Source organism: Bradyrhizobium sp. 23AC, assembly GCF_054863025.1.
This window is the reverse complement of sequence record NZ_JAVAYN010000007.1, coordinates 357630-382932: the sequence shown is the minus strand read 5'-3', so window position 1 is coordinate 382932 and position 25303 is coordinate 357630. Positions and strand designations below refer to the sequence as shown.

Sequence of the window (25303 nt, the reverse complement as noted above, 5' to 3'; positions counted from 1 at the left end):
TGCGAATCGTCAACGGAATGTTGGCGCGCTGGCGGCATCTGGCAGCAGGAGCTTTGCGGAACTGCGAGGCAGGGTGCCGCGAAAACAAAAAGGCCGGCGCAAGGCCGGCCTTTCGTGACGATGGGACGTCGGTAGCGATCAGGACTTCAGATCAATACCGGGCGACCACGGGGCCGCCGAAGGTGTAGTTGAGGCGGACGGTGCCCATGTCGACGTCCTGCTTGATCCGGTCGATGCGGTCGTTGACGCCGAGGATCGTGAACGAGTTGTTGCGCTTGCCCATGAACAGATGGTCGTATTCGATCGCCACGGACCAGTTCGGTGCGAAGCCGAATTCGATGCCGGTGCCGACCGCGCCGCCCCAGCGGGTCTCGCTTGCGCTATCGAGGACCACGCCGCCCAGCAGACCGTTATATTTGGCGTGCGTGACGGCCGCGCCGCCCTTCACGTACCAGAGCACGTTGTTCCAGGCATAGCCGACCTGGCCGGTGAACAGGCCAAGCGCGTCGATCTTGGTCTGGTTGACCAACGCCGGCGGGCCAAGCACCAAGCTCGTATTCGAGCCCTTCAGGTTGGCCCAGTCGCCCTGAGCTTCGAGGCCGAACACCCAGTTGGCCGATTGCCAGCGATAACCGACCTGGCCACCGACGACGCCGCCGGTCGCATTGTGACAGCCTTCAGCCGTGTCCGGACCCGCAATACCGAAGATATTGTTGACGTCCCAGCAATTGCGGCTCGAGGCGCCGCCGCCGTTGATACCGATGTAGAAACCGCTCCAATTATACATCGCGATCGGCGCGATTGGAGCCTTGGTGTAGGGGCGGGCCGCCAAATCGGCCGCCGAGGCCGGTGCCAACGCGCTGAGTGCGAACAAGCTGGCCGAAGCCAGCAAAAGCTTCTTCATATCCATTCCCCAGTTCCCGTTCCTCGTTCTGACCTTCCGGAAAAGCGAAAGAGCCAGCGAACCTATGACCCGACTAATGTCATTGCTTTACACCATTGAAGCCAAAGGTTGTGTCACCCGGGCGCCACATCTCTGCGAAAACGCGAGCGAGCCGGTTGGCGCGCGAAAAACAAAAAGGCCGGCGCGAGGCCGGCCTTTCGTGACGATGTGACGTCGGTAGTGATCAGTACTTGGCGACCACCGGGGCGCCGAAGTGATAGTTCACGCCGACCTGCACGGTGTGGAAGTTAAGCGTGCCGGTGGTGACCGGAGCGCCGAGACCAGAGAAGTAGGTCTCGCCGCCGAGGCTGCGATAGAGGTACTCGCCCTTGACCGACCACTGCGGAGCGAAGAACGCTTCGACGCCGGCGCCGACGGTCCAGCCCGAGTGGAACTTGCTGTCGGAGACGGTCACGCCGAGCGCGCTGACGCTGACCTTGTTGTCGATCCAGGCGTAACCACCGGTGCCGTAGAACAGCACGTTGTTGACGGCCCAGCCGATGCGGCCACGGACGGTGCCGAGCGCGTCGGTCTTGGACGACACGGTGATGCCGAGGGCGGTCGCCGAGGCGCTGACGTCAGCCCAGGAACCATCGGCCTCGATGCCGAACACGACGTTGCCGGCCTGCCAGTTGTAGCCGGCGGTGCCGCCGACGAAGCCACCCTTCATCTTCGGGTCGCCGGAAGCGTTTTCCCAGGCGCCGCCACCGACGATACCAAGGTAGAAGCCGGTCCAGTTGTAGACGGCCGCTGCCGGAGCGATCGGAGCCTTGGTGTAGGGGCGGGCTGCGAGGTCGGCCGCCGAAGCGGGCGCAGCGAGAGCGAACAAACAGGCCGAAGCCAACAAAACCTTCTTCATTTTCAGCTAATCCCAGTCCCAGTTTCTGTTGTTGCCTTCCTGACCGGAAGGGCAGCGGACTCAACGGCCCAACTAACGCCGTGCTTACACCACTAAAGCCGCAAGTTGTGTCTCCGAAAAGCCACAGCGGTCGAAAAGGTGATGGTTACTGACTTATTGCCCCCCGTTCATGTCGCGCCAAACGAAAAAGGCCGGCGCGAGGCCGGCCTTAGACTTCAATGATGTCAGAGGGATATCAGTACCGCGCGACGCCGGCCGCACCCCAGTTGAAGTGATAGTTCACACCTGCCTTGACCGTGTGGACGGTATCGGTCCACTCGGACCGGTTGGTCACGACGGGGCTGTACTGAATCGTGCTCTTGCCGAAGTCGATATAGTTGTATTCGACCTTGGCCGACCAGTTCGGAGCGAACATGTATTCCGCGCCGGCGCCGACGGTCCAACCCCAGCGGGTGTTGTTCTGGATGAAGACGTTTCCGGGGATGCCATCGTAGCGATGCTGAATGTCGCCGACTGCAGCGCCGCCGCTGACGAAGAAGAGAGCGGGGCCGGTCGAGTAGCCGAGACGGCCCTTGATGTCGCCGAAGCCGCGGATTCTCGTGAAATAGGTGTCGCCGAGGCCGGCATTGATCTCGGCCGAACGACCGTTGATGTCAGCCCAATGATAGTCGCCCTCGATGCCGAACACCCAGTTGGCCGCCTGCCAGTTGTAGCCGACCACGCCACCGACAAAGCCGCCGGTGGTGTCGTAGTTCTGACTTCCAGCAAAGAGCGCCGTATTCGGACCGCCAAAGAAGGTTTCGTCGCTGCGGCCCCAGGCACCGCCGCCCTGCACACCGACGTAGAAGCCGGTCCAGGTATAGATCGGAGCGGGCGGCGCGATCGGCGCCTTTGTATAGGGACGGGCTGCAAGGTCGGCAGCACCGGCCGGAGCCGAGAGCGTCAGCGCAACCGCGCCGGCGAAGCCAATCAGAATCTTCTTCACTGTGATCTCCCCAGTCGTGTCCGCCTCTCTGAGTTCCCCAAGGCGGACGATCAGGCGCGAGGCCCATTGCATCAATTCCAGGCACGAAGATAGCTCGATTCTGCGGCAGAGTCCGTGCCCGAAGCGCAACAGTTGGGTGTAATCGACCTCTCTCTAACTTAATGAATGTTAAGTGGTTTTTGCCGTTCACGGGAACCCGATTTGGTTCCATCCCAATTGCCATCACAGCGCCATTTAGACGCCATCCCGTCTCCACATTTGGCAGCGATTTCTGCAGGAACAAATCTGGAACAGATCGCCGGTCGGTGCTATATGTGGGGATAACCTTGGGGGTGACGGGCTGAGCAGCCCCTGCAAGCGTATAGGGTCGCCTTTAACAGGGGCGCAGAGGAACGCGGGCAGCGCGCTCGGCCTTAGGAAATTCAGTGGCATTCGGAGTGGAGAGCGGCGATGGCGGGAAGCGTCAACAAGGTCATTCTGGTTGGAAATCTCGGCAAGGATCCTGAAATCCGCCGCACCCAGGACGGGCGGCCGATCGCGAATCTGAGCATCGCCACCTCCGAGACCTGGCGCGACAAGAACAGCGGCGAGCGCAAGGAAAAGACCGAGTGGCACCGCGTCGTGATCTTCAATGAAGGGCTCTGCAAGGTCGCCGAGCAATACCTGAAGAAGGGCGCGAAGGTTTACATCGAGGGCGCGCTCCAGACCCGCAAATGGACCGACCAGAGCGGCGTCGAGAAGTACTCGACCGAGGTCGTGCTCCAGGGCTTCAATTCGACGCTCACGATGCTCGATGGCCGTGGCGGCGGCGGAGGAGGCGGCAGCTTCGGCGACGAGCCGGGCGGCGATTTCGGCTCCTCGGGACCCGTCAGCAGCGCACCGCGCCGTCCCGTGGCCGCCGGCGGCGGTGGCCGCAACAGCGACATGGACGACGATATCCCGTTCTGAGCACGGACCGGACGATCAGGGGGGCGCTGGCCGGCTGAGCGGCGCCTTCCCATTTCGTGTCAGCAAACCTTACTAATCGGCAGGAAGGGCTCGGGATTTCCGGGCCCGCTTCATGTTTGGGTTGAACTCGGATTGCGCCGGGGCAAACACCTCGACTGGGCGCGCTGGCCGCGCGATTGACGAGGTCCCAGAGGCGATTTCGGAAGGCCTGTTCCGGGTCCCCCCGAGACGCTCCCATTAAGGCCGTAAGTTATTGGAAAAATAAGCGGAAAAAGCGCTTCCCTGAAGCCTGCAAGGGTGGTTATCAGGGGCTCGATGCGCTATATGATTCCCAGATAAAACCTCACCGGATTTCCCCTTGGCTGACGACGACGACAAGCCCGGCGACCAGCCGGGGCAACCCTCGGATATTCGCCCCGTCTCCATCTTCGAGGAGATGAAGAAGTCCTATCTCGACTACGCCATGAGCGTGATCGTGGCGCGGGCGCTGCCTGATGCCCGGGACGGTCTGAAGCCTGTGCACCGCCGCATCCTGTTCTCGATGAACGAGCAGGGGCACACGCCCGACAAGAAGTACGTCAAATCCGCCCGCGTGGTCGGTGACGTCATCGGTAAGTATCACCCGCACGGCGACCAGTCGATTTACGACGCCATGGTCCGCATGGCGCAGGACTTCTCGATGCGCGTGCCGCTGATCGACGGCCAGGGCAATTTCGGCTCGGTCGATGGCGATCCCCCGGCCGCCTATCGTTACACCGAAGCGCGCCTGACCAAGGCCGCGCTGGCTCTGCTGGCCGATATCGACAAGGACACCGTCGACTTCCAGCCGAACTACGACAACAACGAGACCGAGCCATCGGTCTTGCCGGCCAAGTTCCCGAACCTTCTCGTCAACGGCGCCGGCGGCATCGCGGTCGGCATGGCGACCAATATCCCGCCGCACAATCTCGGCGAGGTCATCGACGCCTGCGTTGCGCTGATCGACAACCCCGCGCTCACCATCGACGAACTCATCAACATCGTGCCGGGACCGGATTTCCCGACCGGCGGCGTCATTCTCGGGCGGCAGGGCATCCGCGCCGCCTATCACCTCGGCCGCGGCTCGGTCGTCATGCGCGGCAAGGTCGCGATCGAGACCATCCGCAAGGAGCGCGAGGCGATCATCATCACCGAGATTCCCTACCAGGTGAACAAGGCGACGATGGTCGAGCGCATCGCCGAACTGGTCAAGGAAAAGAAGATCGAGGGCATCGGCGACCTGCGCGATGAATCGGACCGCGACGGTTACCGCGTCGTCATCGAATTGAAACGCGACGCCGTGCCGGATGTGGTCCTGAATCAGCTTTACAGGTTCACGCCGCTGCAAACGAGCTTCGGCGTCAACATGGTGGCGCTCGACAGCGGCCGTCCGCGGATCATGCATCTGAAGGACCTGCTCGCGATCTTCGTCGACTTCCGTGAGCGGGTCGTCACGCGTCGCACCAAGTACCTGCTCGCCAAGGCGCGCGACCGCGCCCATATTTTGGTCGGTCTGGCGATCGCGGTGGCCAATATCGACGAGATGATCCGCGTGATCCGGACCTCGCCGGACCCGACCACTGCGCGCGACACGCTGATGTCGCGCGACTGGCCGGCCCGGGATGTCGAGGACATGCTGACCCTGATCGACGATCCCCGTCACCGCATCAGCGCGGACGGCACGATCCGGCTGTCGATGGAGCAGGCGAGGGCCATTCTCGATCTGCGCCTTCAGCGCCTCACCGCACTCGGCCGCGACGAAATCCGCGACGAGCTCGACAAGCTTGCCGGCGAGATCGCCGATTATCTCGACATTCTGCGCTCGCGCGAGCGCGTGCTGGGCATCATCAAGACCGAGCTTGCCGAGGTGAAGGCCGAGTTCGCCACCCCGCGGCGCACCGTCATCATCGAGCAGGAAGGCGAGGTCGAGGACGAGGACCTGATTCAGCGCGAGGACATGGTGGTCACGGTGTCCCATGCCGGCTACGTCAAGCGCGTGCCGCTGTCGGCCTATCGGGCGCAGCGCCGCGGCGGCAAGGGCCGCGCCGGCATGCAGACCCGCGACGAGGATTTCGTCTCGCGCCTGTTCGTGGCCTCCACGCACACGCCGGTCCTGTTCTTCTCCTCGCGCGGCCAGGTCTACAAGGAGAAGGTCTGGCGTCTGCCGATGGCCGCGCCGAACGCGCGCGGCAAGGCGCTGATCAACATCCTGCCGCTGGAGCAGGGCGAGCGCATCACCACCATCATGCCGCTGCCGGAGGACGAATCCACCTGGGGCGAGCTCGACGTGATGTTCGCCACGACAGGCGGCAATGTCCGCCGCAACAAGCTGTCAGACTTCGTCGACGTCCGCCGCTCCGGCATCATCGCCATGAAGCTGGACGACGGCGAGTCGATCGTCGACGTGCAGATCTGCACCGAGCGCGACGACGTGCTGCTGACCGCCGCCGGCGGCCAGTGCATCCGCTTCCCGGTTCCCGATGTGCGCGTGTTCACCGGGCGCACCTCGATGGGCGTGCGCGGAATCGCGCTCGGCGAAGGCGACAAGGTGATCTCGCTGGCGATCCTGCGCCATGTCGAGACCACCTCGGACGAGCGTTCGGCCTACCTGAAGATGCGCCGCGCCGTCGCCGGCGAAGCTGCGGCCGAAGACGCTGCCGTGGACGCCGAGGCCGAGGAGACCTCCGGCAGCTTCCAGCTCGCGCAGGAGCGTTACGCCGAGATGTCGGCGCAGGAGCAGGTCGTACTGACCGTGTCCGTCAACGGCTACGGCAAGCGAACCTTGTCCTACGAGTACCGCACCACCGGCCGCGGCGGCAAAGGCATCGTCGCCATGAGCGTCAACAACCGCAACGGCAATCTGGTCGCGTCCTTCCCGGTGGAGGATGCCGACCAGATCATGCTGGTCACGGACAAGGGCCAGCTAATCCGCTGCCCGGTCGAAGGCATCCGCATCGCCGGCCGCTCGACGCAAGGCGTCATCGTGTTCGATACTGCCGAGGACGAGCATGTCGTCTCGGTCGAGCACATCACGGAAGAGGCCGAGAGCGGGAATGGCGAGAACGGGAACGGGGCGTGATGCCCCGTTCTACACGCCGTTCGCAAGCTCGCTCGTGAGATCGGAAAGCGCCTCTCGCTTGCCGATCTGTGCCATCCAGCACCAGAGCTCCAGCGTGCAGTACAGCCGATAGAGATCGAGCGTCTCCTGCCAGTCGGGGCGCCCCATCTGACCACAGCCGGCGAGCAATCCGTCGCGCTTTGGCGCATCCTTCGGCGTGAAATAGTACAGCGCCTTCGCGATATCCATCAACGGATCGCCCGATGTCGCGTTCTCGAAGTCGACGATGCCCGTCAGGCGTGGTGCGCCCTGCGACGTCACCAGCACATTGCCAGCATGGAAATCGTAGTGGCACAATCGAGGGGTGATTGCTGCCTCGAACAGATGCTGTCGTGCCGTGACGCTGTCGCGAAGACGCGCGGCTAAAGCTGGATCGCCGCCGCGTGTGAGAAACTCCCTGAGCTTTCGGTCGAACTGCGCCGACATGTAGGCCTGGTTGCTCGGATGGGCCGTCCAGACCCCGTTGGGGCCGATATAGCCGAAGCTGTCGAGCATGACGTCGTTGATTCGGCGCAGCGTCGCGCCCATCTCGGCGTAGATCGCAAACAGCTCGGTCTCTGACAGCGTTGCCTCGCGTCGGCCAAGCACGACGCCCTCCAACTTGGTCATGAGCACATAGTTCAGCTCGATTACCGATCGCGTGTCATCGGCGAGCAGGATTTTTGGAATGGCCGGGCCAAGGTTTCGCAGGAGACCCAGCACGTAGACCTCCTTCGCCATCTTCCACTGCAGCGATTCAGGATAGACCTTGAGGATGCACGTTGCTGCATCCACCAGTGCGATCTCGATGACGGTGCTGATCTCCCCGCCATGCAGCTCGGTGACGCCGTTCACCGACGCGTGTGGAAAGATTTGGCGCACGATTGATTGCGCCTGATCGACCGAGATCTTCAGCCGGGGTTTCAGCTGCAACGGCGCATCGGGCATTGGTGCTCGCTTTCAGGTAGGTCGGCGGAGCGGCGGTTAAATCTCAAGCTCCGTGCCGAATTCCACCACTTGCTTGGTCGGCACGCCGAAGAACGCAGCCGAGCGTTCGGCATTGCGCTGGAGGAAGGCGAACACGCCTTCGCGCCAGACCCACATGCCCGGAATGTCCTCGCTGGGAATGATGGTCTCGCGGCCGACATAATAGGTGATGTCGGAGAGGTCGATGCCGGGCAGCTTGCTCTGGCGGCAGACGAGATTCAGGCCTTCATAGATCGTCGGGTTCTGCATGAAGCCGTAATGCAGGATCACGCGGGTGATGCCGGGAATGATCTCGATCACCTCGGCGCGTTCCTCGTCCGCGATGTGCGGAAGCTCCTCGATCAGCACGGTGACCAGCAGCACGCGTTCGTGCAGCACGCGGTTGTGCCTGACGAACTGGGTGAGCGCGAGCGGCACGCCGCGCGGCGCGGAGGCCAGGAATACGGCGGTCCCGGGCAGCCTTGCGCTGCACTTGTTCACGGCGGTCTCGATCAGGTCTTCCTCGGGCTGGCGGAGCCGGCCCCTCGCGGCCTCGACCAGCTTCACGCCGGCGCGCCAGGTCAGCATCAGGAAGGCGACGAGGCCGGCGAGCAGCAGCGGAAACCAGCCGCCCTCGAACAGCTTGATCGAGTTGGCCGAGAAGAAGATCACGTCGATGACGAAGAAGGCGCCGTTCACGGCCACCACCAGCCAGGGCGAATAGCCCCACTGGATCGCGACCAGCGCGGCGAGCAACGTCGTGATCGCCATCAGCAGCGACACCGCGATGCCGTAGGCGCCGGCAAGCGCATCGGACGTGCCGAAGCTCAGGACCGCCCCGAGCGTCGCAGCCGCAAGCAGCCAGTTCACCAGGGGCACGTAGATCTGGCCGATCGCGTCGCTCGTGGTGTGACGGATCAGCATGCGCGGCAGGAAGCCGAGCTGGATCGACTGCTGGGTCAGCGAGAACACGCCGGAGATGATCGCCTGCGAGGCGATCACGGTCGCGACCGTCGAGAATGCGACGAGCAGATAGTGCAGGGCGTCGGGGCAGAGCTGGAAGAAGGGGTTCTCGATCATCGTGGGATCGGTGATCAAGAGCGCGGCCTGGCCGAAATAGTTCAGCACCAGTGCGGGCAGGCAGATGGCGAACCAGGCGAGGCGGATCGGCAGGCGGCCGAAATGTCCCATGTCGGCATACATGGCCTCGCCGCCGGTCACCGCGAGAAAGGCCGCGCCGAGAATTCCGAACGAGATGTGGAAATCCTGGTGGATCAGGAAGTCGAAGGCGTAGAGCGGGCTGAGCGCCACCAGCACCGCCGGCGCCTTGACGATGCCGTGGATGCCGAGCGCCGCGAGCACGACGAACCAGGCCAGCATCACCGGTCCGAAGATGCGGCCGATGAAGCCGGTGCCCTGCTTCTGCATCATGAACAGGCCGATCAGGATGGCGACGGTCACGGGCACCACGACGGGCGCAAGCGAGGGGGCGTCGACCTTGAGGCCCTCGATGGCTGAGAGCACCGAGATGGCCGGCGTGATCGCGCCGTCGCCATAGAGCAGCGCAGCGCCGACAAGCCCGACCACCAGGAGGTGGGCGCGCCATGTGCCTGGCTGGGCGTGGCGGGCATGGAGCAGCGCCAGCAGGGCGACGATGCCGCCTTCGCCGCGATTGTCCGCGCGCAGGATCAACAGCGCATATTTCAGGGAGATGATCAGCAGCAGGGCCCAGAGGATCAGCGAGGCAATCCCCAGGACAGCGTCGTGACTGAGTGTGCCGCCATGGGCAGCCGCCTTGGCGGCTTCCTTCAGGGCATAGAGCGGGCTGGTACCGATATCGCCATAGACCACCCCGAGGGCGCCCATGGTCATGGCAAGCGGTAGCGGATCAGGATGGTGGCCGGAAACGACAGCGGGCGTACTGGACAATGGCAACCCCCCGATGGGATCGCGCCCGACGGGCCATTCCGGCGGGCGCGAGCAACGCAGTCTGCGACGAGACGTCGCAAAACTCCATCGGGATTATGTGACGTGAAGCTGACAGGCCTACGGGGTGCGGTTGGCGGTCACGAGGCGAGCCTCGCGGACATTCGCCTTGGTGCCGGCCTTGCGCAGGCAGGAGGCCTCGAAATTCGGCCAGGCCTGCTGCGAGCAGTCCTTGCCGATGGCGCGGATATCGAGCCGGTCGCTCTTGGCCAGCGGCTGCGGCACACTGGCCTCGACGCTCGGGGCAAAGCCGGGCAGGAGGGTAAGGGCGGCGGCGACACACGCAGACAGAGCGATCGCTGAAAGAGCCTTGATCATTTGACAGTCCCCTGTGATGCGGCCGCCTACGCCCAGTGTGCGGCCCGTCATTCGTTGGCCGGATTAGTAACCATGGCCAGTTTCCGGACGTCTTCGCCGGCACGGGAAATGGTTTCGTGTCCGCGCCGCTTTGTTTCGTGGTCGCTCTCAGGACGAAACAAACCGGCCATCGCCGACACGGCCCCCGGGATATTTCGCCGGAAAATGGCCGGGGAACCGGCCCGGCTTGCCGGGCCGGGCCGGGCGCGGTAGGACGGGGCCATGCCGCGCATTGCCTTCTATCCCGGTTCCTTCGACCCCATCACCAACGGCCATCTGGACGTGGTCCGGCACAGCGTTTCCCTGTGCGACCGGCTCGTGGTCGCGATCGGGGTCCACCCCGGCAAGAAGCCGCTGTTTTCGACGGAGGAGCGGCTGCAGATGCTCCACGACGTCTGCGGGCCGGTGGCGGCCCAGGCCGGCTGCGTGCTCGAAGCCGTGACGTTTGACGATCTGTCGGTGACCGCAGCGCGCAAGCACGGTGCGACGATCATGATTCGGGGCCTGCGTGACGGCAGCGATCTCGACTACGAGATGCAGCTCGCCGGCATGAACGAGGCGATGGCGCCGGAGGTACATACGGTCTTCCTGCCGGCCTCTCCCATGGTTCGCCCGATCACCGCCACTTTGGTGCGCCAGATCGCCGGCATGGGCGGGGACGTCTCGGCCTTCGTCCCGCCGCAGGTTGCGGCCCAGCTCAAGGCAAAATTCGCCGCATAACGGCGGGCTTCCTTTTCTCTCTGATCCGGAGTTGTCATGATCCGAATTTTCGCAGTTCTTGCCGCGCTTCTGTTCGCGGTGCCGGCGGTGGCGCAGCAATTGCCGGCCAACCTCGACAAGGCCAACGCCATCGTCATCGACACCACCAAGGGCCGCATCGTCATCAAGCTGCGCACCGATATCGCGCCCCAGCATGCCGAGCGCATCAAGCAGCTCGCGCGCGAGGGCTATTACAACAACGTGCCGTTCCATCGTGTCATGGACGGCTTCATGGCGCAGACCGGCGACGGCCAGAACTTCAACGGCACCGGCGGCTCGAAATATCCGAACCTGAAGCAGGAGTTCTCCAAGGTGCATTTCGCCCGCGGTATCGTCGGCATGGCCCGGCGCGGCGACAGCGTCGACAGTGCCAACTCGCAGTTCTTCATCATGTTCGCCGACGGCGGCAGCCTCGATAACCAATACACCGTGGTCGGCGAGGTCGTGCAGGGCATGGACGTCGTCGACAAGCTGAAGAAGGCTCCTCCCGGCTCGGCCGGCGGCGCCGTGACTGATCCCGACAAGATGGTGAAAGTGCAGGTCGCCTCCGACATCAAATAGGAGAAGACGATGGCGCGCTGTGGCGACAAGCTCCTGCTGGTTGCTGCGGTGCTGTTGCTCGGCGTGTCCAGTGCGGCCGCCGAGGATAGGCAGGTCAATACCATCCAGGATATCTTCCGGCATCTGCGCACCTGCTGGAAACCGCCGCCGGCCACCAAGGCTCGCCCACTCGACATCACCGTCGTCGTGAGCTTTAACCGGTCCGGCGACATTCTGGGCCATCCGAGGATCTCCTATGAATCCGCGGAGGCCTCCGACAATGACCGGCTGCAATACCGGATCGCGGTGATGGAGGCGTTGCAACGCTGCACGCCGATGCCATTTACCGAGGCAATGGCCGGCGCCGCCGCGGGACGTCCATTCGCGATCCAGTTCCGCAGCCGCAAAACGCCTGACAAGACTTCACCTCCAACTCAAGAGAGACGAGCATGAGCGCCACCGAAAACACCCTGATCCTCGAGACCACCCAGGGCCCGGTCACCATCGAGATGCGGCCCGACCTCGCGCCCGGTCATGTCGCGCGCATCAAGGAACTGGTCCGGGAGGGCTTCTACGACGGCATCGTGTTCCACCGCGTGATCGACGGCTTCATGGCGCAGACCGGCTGCCCGCAGGGCACCGGCACCGGCGGCTCGGGCAAGAAGCTGAAGGCCGAGTTCAACAAGGAGCCGCATGTGCGCGGCACCACCTCGATGGCGCGCGCCGCCAACCCGGATTCCGGTGATAGCCAGTTCTTCATCTGCTTCGACGACGCCCGCTTCCTCGACAACCAGTACACCGTGTGGGGCAAGGTCACCGAGGGCATGGAGAACGTCGACAAGATCAAGCGCGGCGAGCCGGTGCAGAACCCCGACAAGATCGTCAAGGCGCGGATGGCGGCGGACGCGGAGTAAGTCATTCGTCATTCCGGGGCGCGCCTTGGCGCGAACCCGGAATCTCGCCCTACAATCTCGGGATTCCGGATCGCCGCGCTGAAGGCGCGGCGTCCGGAATGACGGTGCTAGTGAGACATGCGCACCGATCTGTTCGATTTCGACCTGCCCGCCGAGCGCATCGCGTTGCGCCCGGCGAGCCCGCGCGACTCCGCGAAGATGCTGGTCGTGGAGAACGGCACGCTGCGCGACCAGACCATCGCCGACCTCGCACAATGGCTGAGGCCGGGCGACCAGCTCGTCGTCAACGACACCAAGGTGATCGCGGCGCAATTGAAGGGCCGCCGCATCGGCCGCGAGACCGAGCCGAAGATCGAGGCGACGCTGATCAAGCGGCTCGACGGCTCGCGCTGGCAGGCGCTGGTGAAGCCCGCGAAGAAGCTTGTCGCTGGCGACCGCATCCGCTTCGGCAATGAAGGCAAGGTCTGCCTGCTCGGCCATCTCGATGCCGAGGTCGAGGTCAAGGGCCTCGAGGGCGAGGTGACGTTGTCGTTCTCGTTCCACGGGCCTGCGCTGGATCAGGCCATCGCCGATCTCGGCAGCCCGCCGCTGCCGCCCTACATCGCCTCCAAGCGCACGCCCGACGACCAGGACCTTGCCGACTACCAGACCATGTTCGCCGTGAACGAAGGCGCAGTCGCAGCGCCGACCGCTGGACTGCATTTCACCCCGGCGCTGGAGCAGGCGCTGCGCGCGCGCGGCGTCGGCATCAACCAGGTCACGCTGCATGTCGGGGCAGGGACGTTCCTGCCGGTGAAGGTCGACGATACCGAAGGCCACAAGATGCATGCCGAGTGGGGCACGATCTCGGCCGAGACGGCGGAGCGGCTCAACAGCGCGCGGAAAAATGGTGGCCGCATCATCGCCGTCGGCACCACGTCATTGCGCTTGCTCGAGAGCGCCGCGAGGGAAGACGGCACCATCCAGCCCTTCGCGGCCGAGACCTCGATCTTCATCACGCCCGGCTATCGCTTTCGCGCGGTCGATATTTTGATGACGAATTTCCATTTGCCGAAGTCGACGCTGTTCATGCTGGTGTCGGCGTTTTCGGGGCTGGAGACGATGAAGCAGGCGTATGCTCATGCGGTTGCACGCGGGTATCGGTTCTATTCGTATGGCGATGCGTGCTTGTTGTTTCGGGCAGAGCCGTAGCCCGGATGAGCGCAGCGATATCCGGGATTCTTTCTTTGCGGCTTCCCGCATGTCGCTGCGCTCGTGCGGGCTACGGCAGCGTCGTAGGGTGGGCAAAGCGAAGCGTGCCCACGTCTTCTTTCTTGAATAACGGGTAAGAGTGGTGGGCACGGCGCTTGCGCGCCTTTGCCCACCCTACGAGACCTTCTACGCCATCACCCGCTGCGGCAACAACTCGGCGATCTGAACCGCATTCAGCGCAGCGCCCTTGAGAAGCTGATCCGCCGCCACGAACATCGAGATCGAATGCCCGGAGGGATCGCTGAGGTCCTTGCGGATGCGGCCGACCAGGACGTCGTCCTGGCCCGAGGCGTCGATCGGCATCGGGAAGTAGTTCTTGACGCGATCGTCGACGACCTTCACGCCGGGCGCCTGCGCCATGATGGCGCGGACCTGGTCCTCGGTGATCTCCTTCTCGCATTCGAAGGTGATGGCCTCGCAATGGGCGCGCAGCACCGGCACGCGCACGCAGGTGACGCCGATCGCGATCTTCTCGTCCTCGAAGATCTTGCGAGTTTCCTTGATGACCTTGGTCTCTTCGTCGTTGTAGCCGGTGTCAGGGTCGACGGCGGTGTTGTGGTTGAAGAGGTTGAAGGCGTAGGGGTGCGGCATCACCTTCGGCGTATAGACCTGCCCGTTGAGATTGGCGCGGGTGGATTCGACGAGCTCCTCCATCGCGGCGGCGCCGGCGCCGCTAGCGGCCTGGTAGGTCGAGATGATGACGCGCTTGATGCGGTTCTTCTGGTGGATCGGCCACAGCGGCACCAGCGCGGTGATCGCGGCGCAGTTCGGGTTGGCGATGATGCCCTTGTGGTCGCGGATCCGGTTCGCGTTGATCTCGGGGATCACCAGCGGCACGTTCGGGTCCATGCGGAAGGCGGAGGAATTGTCGACCACGACAGCGCCGGACTTCACCGCGATCGGCGCATACTTCTTGGAGATGCTGCCGCCGGCGGAGAACAGGGCGATATCGACGCCTTCGAAGGAGCGCTCATTGAGCTCCTCGATCACGACCGGCTGGCCGCGGAACGACACCGTCTTGCCGGCCGAGCGGGCGCTGGCCAGCGCCTTGAGCTTGCCGACGCGAAAGCCGCGCTTGTCCATGGTGGCGATGAATTCGGCGCCCACCGCACCGGTGACGCCGACAATCGCGACGACGGGATCGTTACTCACTTTGTCCTCCATTGCATTTCGGTTGAGCTGAGATTTAGGCAACAAAAAAGCCCCGGACCATCGAGGGCGGGGCTTCGGTAGAGCTGATGCGTTTTAGTCGACGACTACGCGCGCACGCCTCCCCGGGCCCCTGAGGCCGTGGTGGTTTTGGTCGTGCGTTTGGTGGTCGTGAACATGGCGGCGACTTATGCGGGAGAGTTTTGCGCCCGTCAATGGCTTTTCACCGCGGTCGATGCCCGGGGCCGGACTACCGCTATTTCGCCCTGGCGCCCGGCGGCTCGAGGGTGACCTCCTTGAGGTCGTCGCCGCTGACGACGACGATCGAAAAGTTGAGCCGGCCGCGTTCGCGCACCAGCCCGCCGCTGATCGCCTTGCCCGCGGCGGCGCGTTCGGCGACGCGCACGGCATCGGCGAGGCGGTGCCTGATCGCACCGAGCGCTGCGAGGTTGTCGCGGTCCTCGTGGTCGAGCTCAGTGAGGGGGAGGGCGGCTTCGCCGCCGACGAGCTCGCCGGTCGTAGCATTGATGGTGTGGCGCCAGATCCGGTCGTTGTGCAGGGTCTTCACCCGATACACCGGCACGCGGGCGGCCCCGTCGAAACTCACATCCGCCGTGGTGGCGCCGGCGTGCCGGGCTTCGGCGATCGACATGGCCTGACTGATCGAGATCGACGAGCTGCGGAAACGCTCGATCTCACGGCTGACGGCTTGGCGGTCGGCCTCGGCATCACCATCTGTGTCGCTGTGAAGGGCGGTCGGCGTACCCGCGGCCACGATCGCCCGCGCAGGCGCGGCGATGAGCAGCGCAGGCAAGGCGATCACAAGCAATCGCGAGGTCCATCGTTTGGCTGTCGTCATGCTCGAAACCCTCGGCCAGCGAGTGTGCCGGATGATCGTAAAGAATTCGCGGCCGGCCTTGGGCATCGGCCGGCCGCGGAGCGCCGCACCGGGCTGTACCCGGTACGGCGATCTCAGCGGTACGGGCCACTTTTGGGGCTGGTGAAAAAAGCGGTCCGTATCGCTTATAACTAAACCATACCGTATCGTTTTATTTTGGTCAAACGGCGCGGGCGGTTTCCATGGGGAAAGCGCGCAATCTCACGGAATTGTCAGCGCGGGGGGCGTCGCCGCGACGAGCCTTTGGTGGTGCTTTGGACACGGTCGGCAGGTCCTAGCGCACCGGCGAGGAACAGCTTGATGGCCGTGCGCATCCGCTTTTCGGCGACCTTCAATTCGAGCGCCATCCCGAACGTCGCCATGCGGTGGGTGTGACCGACGACGACGTCGAGGAACACTTCCGCCGCGATGTTGGTGTCCTCGACGTCGAGCGCGCCTTGCGCCACCAGACGGTCGAAGAAGCGCGCCGTGGTGGCGACGGCTTTCATCCAGCCTTCCTCCTTGCCGAGCTTGGCGACGTCGGGGAAGTTGATGGCCTGCGACGTCATCATGCGGCTGAAGGCGACGGCGTCGGGTCCGCAGGTGAATGTCAGCATCTCGCGCCCGATCTCGACCAGGCGCTGCTCGACCGAGATGTCGGAGGCGCTGGAGAGCTGCGTCTCGGCGGCGGCCGACAATGGCGCAAGCCAGCGCTCGATCTCGCGCCTCAGCACGGCGGCAAACAGGCCGCGCTTGTCGCCGTAGCGGGAATAGACGGTGGGCTTGCTGACCCGGGCCGCTTCGGCGACCGCGTCGAGCGAGGTGGCGTCGAAGCCGCGGTCCAGGAACAGGCGGGTGGCGACCTCGATCAGCCGCTGGTCGCGCTCGATGGCCGCGGTCTTCGTCGGCCGGCCGCCGCGGGATTTCGGCACCTCGCGCCGCGGCGCTGCTGGTCTCGTCCTGGTCGCAGTCAATCCCATGCCCAATGATTCCTGCGCGTTTCTGAAGGTCGTCATTCGCTCTATATCGCGCAGGAGCGGAGGCGTCATCGCGAATCTGGCCGAATTGGCCGTATCGTCAACGGTTTCGGCAGGGCCTCGTTCCGTCTCCGGAAGCTCACGGCACCGTCGAGCTCCAGGCCTGACCGGCAGCGGCCTTGTCATATCCGTATTGGTAGAGCGCCCGCATATAGGCGGTGTCGAACCCTTCCGACGGCGGCGCCGGATACTCGCGCGCGATGTAGGAGAGGTGGAAGCCGAGGCGGTTGCGCTTGGCGAAATCATAGGTCGAGAAGATGATCGAGCGCGTCTGCGACTGGGTGATCGCCGACAGGCTGCGCGAGGCGACATCGATGGTGCCGTTGGAGACCAGCTCGAAATTGCGTTCGATCTTCTTGTTGACGAGGATGTAGATGTCCATCTTCGCGTTGCCGGGCAGACGGTTGCCCTGGAAAAGCAGGGCCTCCGGCAGCGTCAGCACCGGCGCGGTCACGCCGCCGTCGACATGCATCTCCTGAAACTTGCGGCCCTGGCCCTCGGCGTCGATCATGATCGGCGGAAACACCAGGGGGATGCTGGCGGAGGCCGCCATCACGTCGCGAAACAGCTTGAGTGCCTCGGGTGTGCCGACCGCGGCGATCTTGCCCATGTCCCAGATCGCGGTGCGCTGGGTGTCGAGATCGGTCGTCACCACCAGGAGCTTTCGGCCCTTGGCATTCTCGCGCGCGACTTGCGCCATGATCTCCGGCCCGACATAGCGGGCGACGAGTTCGCGCAGCCTCGTGTTGCCGAACAGGCCGGATCCGAACAGCACGCGCATGATGCTGGGATCGTTCAACAGGGTCTCGGCGATGCCGCTGGTATAGACCTCCTTCAGCGTGTCGTCGTATTGCGAGCCCAGAAACGCAAACGGCGCGATCAGGCCGCCGGTGCTCACGCCCGAGACGACGGAGAAGGTGGGACGGGTTCTGGCCGCGGTCCAGCCGTTGAGCACGCCGACGCCGTAGGCGCCATCGGCGCCGCCGCCGGAGAGCGCCAGATAGGACTTCGTCGCGGTGCTGGTGTCCTTCTCGAAGCTGAATTTCGTGATGGGCTCGTCGGCGTAGCGCCTGAGGCCGTCGATCTCGAGCACGCGCGAGGTGCTGGCTTCTGCGGCCGTATAAGGCGTGCGGGGCAGCGAGGTACAGGCGCCGAGCACCAGGCTGCACGCCAGGAGCAGAAATCCGGCCAGGCGGCCGCCTGTCTGCCTGATCCAGTCATGCGAGCGGCCGGCGACACCAGTCGAATAGGAAGCGAAGGGCATTGTCGGTGGCTGGCGATCACGCATTTACCGCCGCCGGCAAATTTGCCGCGGCATCTCGTCCAGCCCCCAAGATAAAACTACACTGTATCGTTTTGTTTAACAAGAGTGGCGACGCCGATATTCGCGCCCATTTGTGTCCCAGTCCGAGGCAATAGCCGGCTGCGGGGTGCGGCGGGTGGGTTGATCGGTCTTCGCCGACACGCAATAAGCACGGCCATGAATCCGGACCATGATCTTCCCAATCACTTTGAATTGCTCGGCACTGATGGCGCCGCGCGGACCGGGCGCCTGACCACGCCTCATGGCGTGGTGCGCACGCCCGCCTTCATGCCGGTCGGCACCGCCGGTGCCATGAAGGGCATGCACTGGCGCGAGGTGCGCGATGCCGGCGCCGACATCGTGCTCGGCAACACCTATCACCTGATGCTGCGTCCGAGCGCCGAGCGGATCGCAGCCCTTGGCGGCTTGCAGAAGTTCACCGGCTGGAACGGGCCGATGCTGACGGATTCCGGCGGCTTCCAGGTGATGTCGCTGTCGGACCTGCGGAAGGTCACCGAGAACGCCGTCACCTTCCGCTCGCATATCGACGGTGCCAAGGTGGAGCTGTCGCCGGAGCGCTCGATCGAGGTGCAGCGCTTGCTCGGCTCCGACATCGCCATGCAGATGGACGAATGCGTGCGGCTGCCGGCCGAGCGCGCCGACATCGAGCGCGCGATGCAATTGTCGCTGCGCTGGGCCGAGCGAAGCAAGCGCGCCTTCGAGAGCGCCCCCGACGGCTATATGCTGTTCGGCATCGTGCAGGGTGGCGACATCCCGCAGCTTCGCCACGAGAGCGCGCAAGGTCTCGTCGCGACCGGTTTCCACGGCTATGCAATCGGCGGCCTTGCCGTCGGCGAGCCGCAGGCGGTGATGCTGGCGATGATCGACGAGACCGAACCATTGCTGCCGAAACAGCGCCCGCGCTATCTGATGGGCGTCGGCACGCCCGACGACATCCTCGAAGCCGTCAAGCGCGGCATCGACATGTTCGATTGCGTGATGCCGACGCGCAATGGCCGGCACGGCGTCGCCTTCACCCGCTTCGGCCAGGTGAATTTGCGCAATGCGCGCCACGCCGACGATCCGCGTCCGCTGGATGAGGAGAGCTCATGGCCGTCGGCGCGCAACTACGCGCGCGCCTATCTGCACCATCTCGTCAAGGCGGGCGAGACGCTGGGGGCGATGCTGCTGTCCGAAATCAATATCGCTTACTATCAGTTCCTGATGCAGGGCATCAGGGACGCGATCGCGCAGGGAAGGTTCGACGAGTTCTATCAGCGTACGCGCGCGGACTGGGCGAGGGGCGATATCGCCCCGCGCTAGATCAACGGTCCAAGCTCAATTGCACACGATCCGCTGCTTGACGGCGTGCTTGGTGACGAAGCCGTAGCCGCAATTGTCGCAGGTCCAGAGATAGCTGATGACGTGGTCCGAGATGTAGGCGGATGCTTCGGCGGCGACCATGGAATCGGCGCAGACGGGACAGGTCGGCAACTCGCTGCAACGCGGATCACGCCTTAGCGCTACGGTCGACATCACTTCAGCAGCTGCTGACATCATGGTGACCTCTCTGCTTTGAGACCTAAGTCTAACATGCGCAGAATCAGTTGACGAGGTCGCAACACAAATGCGTTGGTTTTCTGCTAATTAAAGCTCACGCGATTTTGCGATGCAGCGTATTTAACATGTGCCGCAATTGTCGCTTGCGTGTCGTCGCAGGCTATCCGTAACTGCGCATGAGCCGCGTAAGAAGCGCAAATGTCGTCACAGGGAGTTCATCATGGACGCATCGTCCACCACGGGTGCAGCGCACCAAGCCGGCCGCGGCCGGATCTATGACTCGATCGTCGACGCATTCGGCAATACACCGACTGTGCGCTTGCGCCGGCTGCCCGGCATGCACGATGTGAATGCCACGATTTTGGCAAAACTTGAATATTTCAATCCGGCCGCAAGCGTGAAGGACCGCATCGGCGCGGCCATGATCATCGCGATGGAGAAGGCGGGCATCGTCAAGTCCGACACCGTGCTGATCGAGCCGACCTCCGGCAATACCGGCATTGCGCTTGCCTTCGTGGCGGCTTCGCGCGGCTACCGCCTCAAGCTGGTGATGCCGGAATCGATGTCGATCGAGCGGCGCAAGATGCTGGCTTTTCTCGGTGCCGAGCTGGTGCTCACGCCGGCGGCGCAGGGCATGAAGGGCGCGATCGCCGCAGCCGAGGAGCTGTTGAAGACGACGCCGAACTCGGTGATGCCGCAGCAGTTCAAGAACCTCGCCAATCCCGAGGTGCACCGCCGCACCACCGCAGAGGAGATATGGAACGACACCGGCGGCAATATCGATTTCTTCGTGGCCGGCGTTGGCACCGGCGGCACGATCACCGGCGTCGGCCAGGTGCTCAAGCCGCGCAAGGCCTCACTTCGCGTGGTCGCGGTCGAGCCGGAGGAAAGCCCGGTGCTGTCGGGCGGACAGCATACGCCGCACAAGATCCAGGGCATCGGCGCCGGCTTCGTCCCTGACATCCTCGACCGCGCCGTGATCGACGAGATCGTGAAGATCAACTCGACGACGGCGATCGAGACCTCGCGCGCGCTGGCGCGGCACGAGGGGATTCCGGGCGGCATCTCCTCGGGCGCGGCGATCGCGGCCGCGCTCCAGATCGGCAAGCGGCCGGAAGCGGCGGGAAAGACCATCCTGGCGATCGTGCCGTCCTTCTCCGAGCGGTATCTTTCGACAGCGCTGTTTGAGGGAATCTAGGACATGGCGGATCAACCCCCGAGGCGGCCGCGCACACTCGGCGATGCCAGGACAGAGGCCGAGGCGGCGTTCAAGAAGGTGACGGCCAAGGTCGCCGCGGCGCCGCCGAAGCCGAACGTAGCACCGGGAATCAAGGAGCAGGTGACGCTGCGCATCGATCAGGACGTGCTGGAGTTCTTCCAGGAGGGCGGCCCCGGCTGGCAGGACCGCATCAACGAGGCGTTGCGCAAGGCCGCGGGGAAGTAGCCAACCTCGTCATTGCGAGCGCAGCGACTTGTCCGCCGAAGCCTTGGCGAAGGCGGAAGCAATCCAGAAATTCCGCGGAGAGATTCTGGATTGCTTCGTCGCAAGAGCTCCTCGCAATGACCGAGCATGCTGCGACACCGTCGCACCAAAGAAAAAGCCCGGCGCGAGCCGGGCTTTTGTGTTTTCAATCTCACCGCATCTCAGCGGCGGAACATGCCGCCCATCATGCCACCGACGACGCCACCCACGAACGCCGCGCCGGCGGCATCGCCGGGATTGCTGCGCTGGGGAGCCGGTGCCGGTGCCGGTGCGCTGCTGCCTGCGGGCGCGGCGGCACGGCGGGCCGCCTTCTGGCTGGTGTCGCTCGCGGTCGGCGGGGCGGCCTGGACCTCCGAGATCAGGGCCTTGTGCTGGTGCTTGTTGAGGTAACCCGAAGAGGGATAGCCGCGCGCGGCCTGCCAGCGCTTGAGCACGGTCCGGGTCTCATCGCTGAACACGCCGGTCTGCTTGGTGTCGAAGCCGAGCCCGGTGAGACGACGTTGCACGTCGCGGCGCTGGGTCTTGTCGAGGCCGATCTGATCCTCCGTGAGCTGGGTGGCCTCGTCGGTGAAGGTCGCGGGATCGACCCCGGCGTTGAGGGTGCGCGTCGCGGTCGAGGGGCCGCTCTTGATGGCCGCGAGGCGTGCCAGCGCCAGCGCCTTGAACTGACCGTTCGGATAAGCGGAGAGATAGGCGTTGAGCTCTTCCGGCTTGTTGGACTCTTTCACCGAGCGCCAATATTCGAGCTCGACGCCATCCGAGCTGCCGCTCGCCGCCGGCACGATGCCGGAAGCGGTCGGCGCCGCGTTGGCGACCTGGGTTGTCGGAGCCTGGTTGAGATAGACCGAGCCGGTCAGGTTGGTGTGGCCCCAGGGCAGCTGACCCTTGCGGGTCTCTTCATTGACCTGGGCGCGCACCGACGTCATCGCCTGCTGGATCTCGATGCCGGGCTTGGTGATATTGTCGATCAGCGCACGGGTGAACGGGCTGTTGTTGCCCTCCTGGCCGTCGAGCGCGGTCTGGCCGGGGCCGGTGGCGAACGCGATGAGAGTGCCTTCGCCGGATTTCATCTCGGCGAGACCGCTCTGCACGTTGACGCTGCGCGTCGCGGAGTTCGACTTGATCTTGGCGGCGAACGGATTGTCGCGGCAGGCGTCGAGGAAGACTAGCTTGACCTTGGCATCGCCCATGGTCTGCTCGAGCGTCAGGTCGATGTTGATGGCGGCGCCCAGCTTGACGTCCATCTCTGACTTGATGTCGGCGTCGACGGGCAGCAGGTAATTGGTGCCGCTGACGGCGATGCCGTGACCGGCATAATAGAACAGCGCGATGTCGGAGCCCTGCGCCTTGCGCCCGAAGTCGAGCAGCTTCTCCGTCATCTGGTCGCGGCTGAGATTGGATCCTTCGATCACCTCGAAGCCGACATTGCGCAGCGTCGACGCCATCGCATTGGCGTCGATCGGCGGGTTCGGCAATTGTGCGACGTTCTTGTAGGAGCCGTTGCCGACGACGAAGGCGACACGACGGTCGGCCTTCGCGGCACTGACCGACAGTGCCACGCACATGAGCGAAGCGAGGAGGGTGAGATAGCGCATTCTGAAATCCCCAGAATCGAATTGCAGGCAGCAACGAATTGGCAACGAACCTACACGAAGTGCCCGACTTCGCGCCACCGAAACGGCGGTCCGTTGCGTGCAACCCGCTGCTGTGTGGCCGAATGTGCACGATGGGAATGCTTCCCAACGTGATCCAAATCACACGGCCGCTTTGTTTTGTCGCGCGAGGCTGCGCGAGGTTCACCGCGCGCGGGCAGGAACCGCTGAGGCCGGCTTCAAATTCAGGAGATTGCCGCACAGGATCAGCACAGCGCCGAGCACGGTCCAGGCGTCGAGCCGCTCGGAATACAGCAGCCAGCCGGCCGTCGCAGTCAGTGGAACCCGGAGGAAGTCCATGGGAACCACGATCGTTGCGTCGGCATGTCGGAGCGCGCTGGCAAGGCAATAGTGCGAGAAAGTGCCGCAGACACCGATGACGAAGAGCCATCCCCAAAGGTAGGCTGACGGCCAGGTCCAGACGGCGAATGTCGGCAGCAGGCCTACGACCATCTGCACGATGATCATCCAGAACAGGATCGACAAGGCGCTCTCGGTCCGGGTCAGCGACTTCGCCAGGATCATCGAGATGCTGAAGCCGATCGCAGCCCCGAGCGCGATCATCTGGCCCGGATTGATCTCGCTGGTGGCGGGCCGCACGATCATGATGACGCCGACGATGCCGAGTACGACGGCGGCGATCTTCCAGACCGTCATGCGTTCAGACAGGAACGTTGCGGCCAGCACCGCGGTCCAGATCGGCATGGTGAACTCGATCGCCACGACCTGGCCGATTCCGATCAGCGTCAGTGCGTAGAACCAGCCGAGCTGCGCGAAATAATGGACCCCATTGCGTGCAAGGTGCTGCGGCAGGCGTCTGGTCGCGACCGCCTTGAAGCCGCCGGCGCGGTAGATGAGCGGCAGGAGCAGCGTGAGACCGATCACCGAACGCACTTCCATGATCTGGAAGACGTTGAGCTCGCGCGTGGTCTCGCGCCCGGCAACCGCCATGACCAGCATCAGCGACAGCCAGCCGGCCATCCACAATGCAGCCATCGTTTTGGACGGTGTCGCGCTCATTGGGCAGGGGTTTGGGGGCAGGGTGCTGGAGGATGGAATGTGAAAGGACGGCCGGTATCGACGACATCGCCGCCGTTTGCAACGGCCAAATCTGCGGATGCAGCGATGCAGCGCGATGTGCTAAGGCATCAGCGAACAACAAGAAAAGGGAGATCTTCGCTCATGCAAATCTTGCAGCCGGCCGACTGGAAGAAGCCGCGCGGTTTTTCTCATGGCGTCGTGACGGAAGGGCCGGGCCGCTGGGTGGTTCTGGCCGGCCAGACCGGCGGCGATGAGGCCGGCAATTACGCGCCCGATATGGCCGCGCAGGTCGCGACCGCGCTGAAGCGGATCATCAAGCTTCTGGCCGAGGCCGGTGCCGGCCCCGAGCACATCGTCCGCCTGACCTGGTACCTGACCAGCCGCAGCGAATATGAAGCAGCCGGTGCCGGCATCGGCGCCGCCTGGAAGGAAACGCTCGGACGCAATTTCCCGCCTTCGACGCTGCTCTATATCGGTGGACTCGTGGACGAGCGGGCCAAGGTCGAGATCGAGGTCACGGCGTTCGTGCCCGGCGCATAAAAAAGTCGACCCGGCGCGCTCGCCGGATCGACTGCCGTGTCACTTTCCGGTCTTACTTCGACAGCGAGATGTTGGCGCCGCGGAATTGGCTGTCCGCGCGGATCGAGACGTTCTGCTTGTTGCCGGACGTCTTCAGCGAGAGGTTGGCATTGAAGCCGGCGGTCGAAGCGACCAGCTCGTAGTTGCCGCCGGCACCGCGGCCCTGGAGCGCGCCGGAGATGTTGCGGCTGGCCTCTGACCAGCTGCCGGCGATCGCGCCGCCTTCAGCTTTGACGTTGGCTCCGAGGTTGAACTTGTAGGCGTCGCTGGCGCAGGTCAGCGACATCTCCATGGTCGGTCCGATCGGGGCGTATTTGGCCCGGCAGCGGATCCGCTCGGTCGAGCCGTCGTCCAGGGTGACGACGCCGCCGCCGCTCCAGGTACCTGCCAGCGCGGCGAAGGGGCCCGCCTGGGCCATGCTTTCGGTGTTGGCGATTGCTGCCGCAAACAAAACGGCGGCCGCGATCAGCAGCCGCCGGTTCCGGGCGCGAGCCTCAATTGGTTTATTGGCGCGATGCTTCCCACCGCCCGCTGCACGGTATGCCTGCAGATGCTCCATTCCACTTCCCCGATCCGGCGTTGCCGCTGAGTTGACCGTTGGCATATGCACCATTGATCGAAACTTTCACAAGTCCCCCGCTGCCGATGGTGCCGGAAACGTTAGCGCCGGGCGCGGTGATCCTGCCGTCGGCAACCGTCAGCATGGAGCTTGCGGTCGGCTCGCAGGTGCCGCTCTTGGTGACGATGACGACCTGCCAGTTGCCGTCATAGGGGCTCTGGGCGAAGGCGGGAGCGGCGAGGGTGCCGGTCAAAACTGAAGCGGCACAGAACGCCGCGATGCGACCAAAACGCATGAATTCCGTCCTTGAATTTGTCTGATATGCTGACGTTTATTCGGACGAAATGTGACGGAAATTTGTTGCAATGCCAAATCGAAAATTGTTCCTGTGGAAACAATGGTTTATTTGCGTTCCCGATTCCGATTTTCTAAGCGGAATC

At 64.1% G+C, this 25303-nt stretch carries 26 protein-coding genes; 11 read left to right on the top strand and 15 right to left on the bottom strand.

Annotated features, from left to right (window positions below; genetic code table 11):
- Positions 1–151: 151 nt before the first annotated feature.
- The 3 genes from RAD10_RS19895 to RAD10_RS19885 form a co-directional block, all read right to left on the bottom strand.
- A complete protein-coding gene (locus tag RAD10_RS19895; protein WP_461618926.1) occupies positions 152–904 on the bottom strand; it encodes an outer membrane protein in 753 nt (250 codons plus the stop codon).
- 223 nt (positions 905–1127) lie between these two features.
- Entirely contained in the window at positions 1128–1802 is a 675-nt protein-coding gene (locus RAD10_RS19890) for an outer membrane protein (protein ID WP_018317911.1), read from the bottom strand.
- Positions 1803–2037: 235 nt separating this feature from the next.
- Positions 2038–2787 (bottom strand): outer membrane protein, encoded by a 750-nt coding sequence (locus tag RAD10_RS19885; RefSeq protein ID WP_461618871.1) that lies wholly within the window; start codon positions 2785–2787, stop codon positions 2038–2040.
- A gap of 450 nt (positions 2788–3237) precedes the next feature.
- On the opposite strand from RAD10_RS19885, the gene RAD10_RS19880 reads away from it, so the two are divergent.
- Together RAD10_RS19880 and gyrA are read left to right on the top strand one after the other, a co-directional pair.
- The gene (locus RAD10_RS19880; RefSeq protein ID WP_018317913.1) at positions 3238–3735 is read left to right on the top strand and encodes a single-stranded DNA-binding protein; all 498 of its coding nucleotides are present in this window, start codon (positions 3238–3240) and stop codon (positions 3733–3735) included.
- A gap of 358 nt (positions 3736–4093) precedes the next feature.
- Complete coding sequence (gyrA, locus tag RAD10_RS19875; RefSeq protein WP_461618870.1) at positions 4094–6832, top strand: DNA gyrase subunit A; 2739 nt, start codon at positions 4094–4096, stop codon at positions 6830–6832.
- A 9-nt stretch (positions 6833–6841) separates the two neighbouring features.
- Here gyrA and RAD10_RS19870 read toward each other — a convergent pair whose 3' ends face one another.
- From RAD10_RS19870 to RAD10_RS19860, 3 genes are all read right to left on the bottom strand, one after another.
- Positions 6842–7798, bottom strand: coding sequence for a phosphotransferase family protein (locus tag RAD10_RS19870; protein ID WP_461618869.1), 957 nt, complete (start codon positions 7796–7798; stop codon positions 6842–6844).
- Positions 7799–7834: 36 nt separating this feature from the next.
- Entirely contained in the window at positions 7835–9688 is a 1854-nt protein-coding gene (locus RAD10_RS19865) for a potassium transporter Kup (protein WP_461618925.1), read from the bottom strand.
- 174 nt (positions 9689–9862) lie between these two features.
- Entirely contained in the window at positions 9863–10120 is a 258-nt protein-coding gene (locus tag RAD10_RS19860) for a hypothetical protein (protein ID WP_018317917.1), read from the bottom strand.
- A 261-nt stretch (positions 10121–10381) separates the two neighbouring features.
- Here RAD10_RS19860 and coaD point away from each other — a divergent pair, with 261 nt between their 5' ends.
- The 5 genes from coaD (at position 10382) to queA (ending at position 13563) form a co-directional block, all read left to right on the top strand.
- Complete coding sequence (gene coaD, locus RAD10_RS19855; protein ID WP_461618868.1) at positions 10382–10879, top strand: pantetheine-phosphate adenylyltransferase; 498 nt, start codon at positions 10382–10384, stop codon at positions 10877–10879.
- 36 nt (positions 10880–10915) lie between these two features.
- Positions 10916–11479 carry a peptidylprolyl isomerase gene (locus tag RAD10_RS19850; protein ID WP_461618867.1) on the top strand — a complete coding sequence of 188 codons (564 nt, stop codon included), beginning with the start codon at positions 10916–10918 and terminating at the stop codon, positions 11477–11479.
- A gap of 9 nt (positions 11480–11488) precedes the next feature.
- Entirely contained in the window at positions 11489–11911 is a 423-nt protein-coding gene (locus RAD10_RS19845; protein ID WP_461618866.1) for a hypothetical protein, read from the top strand.
- Positions 11908–12372: a peptidylprolyl isomerase gene (locus RAD10_RS19840; RefSeq protein ID WP_018317921.1), complete on the top strand. Its 465-nt coding sequence runs from the start codon at positions 11908–11910 to the stop codon at positions 12370–12372. The genes RAD10_RS19845 and RAD10_RS19840 overlap by 4 nt, the downstream gene beginning before the upstream one ends.
- 117 nt (positions 12373–12489) lie before the next feature.
- Entirely contained in the window at positions 12490–13563 is a 1074-nt protein-coding gene (gene queA / locus RAD10_RS19835; protein ID WP_461618865.1) for a tRNA preQ1(34) S-adenosylmethionine ribosyltransferase-isomerase QueA, read from the top strand.
- Positions 13564–13749: 186 nt separating this feature from the next.
- Here queA and RAD10_RS19830 read toward each other — a convergent pair whose 3' ends face one another.
- The 4 genes from RAD10_RS19830 to RAD10_RS19815 form a co-directional block, all read right to left on the bottom strand.
- Positions 13750–14787 (bottom strand): aspartate-semialdehyde dehydrogenase, encoded by a 1038-nt coding sequence (locus RAD10_RS19830; protein WP_461618864.1) that lies wholly within the window; start codon positions 14785–14787, stop codon positions 13750–13752.
- Positions 14788–15028: 241 nt separating this feature from the next.
- On the bottom strand, positions 15029–15631 hold the full coding sequence (locus RAD10_RS19825; protein WP_461618924.1) for a PepSY domain-containing protein: 603 nt from the start codon (positions 15629–15631) through the stop codon (positions 15029–15031).
- Positions 15632–15882: 251 nt separating this feature from the next.
- A complete protein-coding gene (locus RAD10_RS19820; protein ID WP_461618863.1) occupies positions 15883–16629 on the bottom strand; it encodes a TetR/AcrR family transcriptional regulator in 747 nt (248 codons plus the stop codon).
- Positions 16630–16765: 136 nt separating this feature from the next.
- Positions 16766–17974 carry a patatin-like phospholipase family protein gene (locus RAD10_RS19815; protein WP_461618862.1) on the bottom strand — a complete coding sequence of 403 codons (1209 nt, stop codon included), beginning with the start codon at positions 17972–17974 and terminating at the stop codon, positions 16766–16768.
- A gap of 192 nt (positions 17975–18166) precedes the next feature.
- On the opposite strand from RAD10_RS19815, the gene tgt reads away from it, so the two are divergent.
- Entirely contained in the window at positions 18167–19312 is a 1146-nt protein-coding gene (gene tgt / locus RAD10_RS19810; protein ID WP_461618861.1) for a tRNA guanosine(34) transglycosylase Tgt, read from the top strand.
- 15 nt (positions 19313–19327) lie between these two features.
- Here tgt and RAD10_RS19805 read toward each other — a convergent pair whose 3' ends face one another.
- Positions 19328–19546 carry a hypothetical protein gene (locus tag RAD10_RS19805; protein WP_461618923.1) on the bottom strand — a complete coding sequence of 73 codons (219 nt, stop codon included), beginning with the start codon at positions 19544–19546 and terminating at the stop codon, positions 19328–19330.
- A gap of 223 nt (positions 19547–19769) precedes the next feature.
- Here RAD10_RS19805 and cysK point away from each other — a divergent pair, with 223 nt between their 5' ends.
- Positions 19770–20747 carry a cysteine synthase A gene (cysK, locus tag RAD10_RS19800; protein ID WP_461618860.1) on the top strand — a complete coding sequence of 326 codons (978 nt, stop codon included), beginning with the start codon at positions 19770–19772 and terminating at the stop codon, positions 20745–20747.
- A 3-nt stretch (positions 20748–20750) separates the two neighbouring features.
- Positions 20751–20993: a BrnA antitoxin family protein gene (locus tag RAD10_RS19795; RefSeq protein WP_028144522.1), complete on the top strand. Its 243-nt coding sequence runs from the start codon at positions 20751–20753 to the stop codon at positions 20991–20993.
- Positions 20994–21193: 200 nt separating this feature from the next.
- Here RAD10_RS19795 and RAD10_RS19790 read toward each other — a convergent pair whose 3' ends face one another.
- Together RAD10_RS19790 and RAD10_RS19785 are read right to left on the bottom strand one after the other, a co-directional pair.
- The gene (locus RAD10_RS19790; RefSeq protein WP_461618859.1) at positions 21194–22627 is read right to left on the bottom strand and encodes a caspase family protein; all 1434 of its coding nucleotides are present in this window, start codon (positions 22625–22627) and stop codon (positions 21194–21196) included.
- A gap of 201 nt (positions 22628–22828) precedes the next feature.
- Complete coding sequence (locus RAD10_RS19785; protein ID WP_461618858.1) at positions 22829–23704, bottom strand: DMT family transporter; 876 nt, start codon at positions 23702–23704, stop codon at positions 22829–22831.
- Between the two features lie 162 nt (positions 23705–23866).
- Between RAD10_RS19785 and RAD10_RS19780 the strand changes: the two genes are divergently transcribed.
- Entirely contained in the window at positions 23867–24265 is a 399-nt protein-coding gene (locus RAD10_RS19780; RefSeq protein WP_461618857.1) for a RidA family protein, read from the top strand.
- A gap of 52 nt (positions 24266–24317) precedes the next feature.
- Here the strand turns inward: RAD10_RS19780 and RAD10_RS19775 are convergent, their stop codons facing one another.
- Together RAD10_RS19775 and RAD10_RS19770 are read right to left on the bottom strand one after the other, a co-directional pair.
- Positions 24318–24863 (bottom strand): hypothetical protein, encoded by a 546-nt coding sequence (locus RAD10_RS19775; protein WP_461618856.1) that lies wholly within the window; start codon positions 24861–24863, stop codon positions 24318–24320.
- Complete coding sequence (locus RAD10_RS19770) at positions 24808–25158, bottom strand: hypothetical protein (protein WP_461618855.1); 351 nt, start codon at positions 25156–25158, stop codon at positions 24808–24810. Before RAD10_RS19770 ends, RAD10_RS19775 begins: the two co-directional genes overlap by 56 nt.
- Between the last annotated feature and the right edge of the window lie 145 nt (positions 25159–25303).

Coding starts and splice junctions, on each gene's coding strand:
- RAD10_RS19840 (WP_018317921.1), top strand. CDS start 11,908: ATGAGCGCCACCGAAAACACCCTGATCCTCGAGACCACCCAGGGCCCG.
- RAD10_RS19860 (WP_018317917.1), bottom strand. CDS start 10,120: ATGATCAAGGCTCTTTCAGCGATCGCTCTGTCTGCGTGTGTCGCCGCC.
- RAD10_RS19865 (WP_461618925.1), bottom strand. CDS start 9,688: ATGACCATGGGCGCCCTCGGGGTGGTCTATGGCGATATCGGTACCAGC.
- cysK (WP_461618860.1), top strand. CDS start 19,770: ATGGACGCATCGTCCACCACGGGTGCAGCGCACCAAGCCGGCCGCGGC.
- RAD10_RS19780 (WP_461618857.1), top strand. CDS start 23,867: ATGCAAATCTTGCAGCCGGCCGACTGGAAGAAGCCGCGCGGTTTTTCT.
- RAD10_RS19890 (WP_018317911.1), bottom strand. CDS start 1,802: ATGAAGAAGGTTTTGTTGGCTTCGGCCTGTTTGTTCGCTCTCGCTGCG.
- RAD10_RS19785 (WP_461618858.1), bottom strand. CDS start 23,704: ATGAGCGCGACACCGTCCAAAACGATGGCTGCATTGTGGATGGCCGGC.
- RAD10_RS19880 (WP_018317913.1), top strand. CDS start 3,238: ATGGCGGGAAGCGTCAACAAGGTCATTCTGGTTGGAAATCTCGGCAAG.
- RAD10_RS19820 (WP_461618863.1), bottom strand. CDS start 16,629: ATGGGATTGACTGCGACCAGGACGAGACCAGCAGCGCCGCGGCGCGAG.
- tgt (WP_461618861.1), top strand. CDS start 18,167: ATGAATCCGGACCATGATCTTCCCAATCACTTTGAATTGCTCGGCACT.
- RAD10_RS19895 (WP_461618926.1), bottom strand. CDS start 904: ATGAAGAAGCTTTTGCTGGCTTCGGCCAGCTTGTTCGCACTCAGCGCG.
- coaD (WP_461618868.1), top strand. CDS start 10,382: ATGCCGCGCATTGCCTTCTATCCCGGTTCCTTCGACCCCATCACCAAC.
- RAD10_RS19795 (WP_028144522.1), top strand. CDS start 20,751: ATGGCGGATCAACCCCCGAGGCGGCCGCGCACACTCGGCGATGCCAGG.
- RAD10_RS19870 (WP_461618869.1), bottom strand. CDS start 7,798: ATGCCCGATGCGCCGTTGCAGCTGAAACCCCGGCTGAAGATCTCGGTC.
- RAD10_RS19830 (WP_461618864.1), bottom strand. CDS start 14,787: ATGGAGGACAAAGTGAGTAACGATCCCGTCGTCGCGATTGTCGGCGTC.
- RAD10_RS19775 (WP_461618856.1), bottom strand. CDS start 24,863: ATGGAGCATCTGCAGGCATACCGTGCAGCGGGCGGTGGGAAGCATCGC.
- RAD10_RS19770 (WP_461618855.1), bottom strand. CDS start 25,158: ATGCGTTTTGGTCGCATCGCGGCGTTCTGTGCCGCTTCAGTTTTGACC.
- RAD10_RS19815 (WP_461618862.1), bottom strand. CDS start 17,974: ATGCGTGATCGCCAGCCACCGACAATGCCCTTCGCTTCCTATTCGACT.
- RAD10_RS19790 (WP_461618859.1), bottom strand. CDS start 22,627: ATGCGCTATCTCACCCTCCTCGCTTCGCTCATGTGCGTGGCACTGTCG.
- RAD10_RS19845 (WP_461618866.1), top strand. CDS start 11,489: ATGGCGCGCTGTGGCGACAAGCTCCTGCTGGTTGCTGCGGTGCTGTTG.
- RAD10_RS19850 (WP_461618867.1), top strand. CDS start 10,916: ATGATCCGAATTTTCGCAGTTCTTGCCGCGCTTCTGTTCGCGGTGCCG.
- queA (WP_461618865.1), top strand. CDS start 12,490: ATGCGCACCGATCTGTTCGATTTCGACCTGCCCGCCGAGCGCATCGCG.
- RAD10_RS19805 (WP_461618923.1), bottom strand. CDS start 19,546: ATGTCAGCAGCTGCTGAAGTGATGTCGACCGTAGCGCTAAGGCGTGAT.
- RAD10_RS19825 (WP_461618924.1), bottom strand. CDS start 15,631: ATGACGACAGCCAAACGATGGACCTCGCGATTGCTTGTGATCGCCTTG.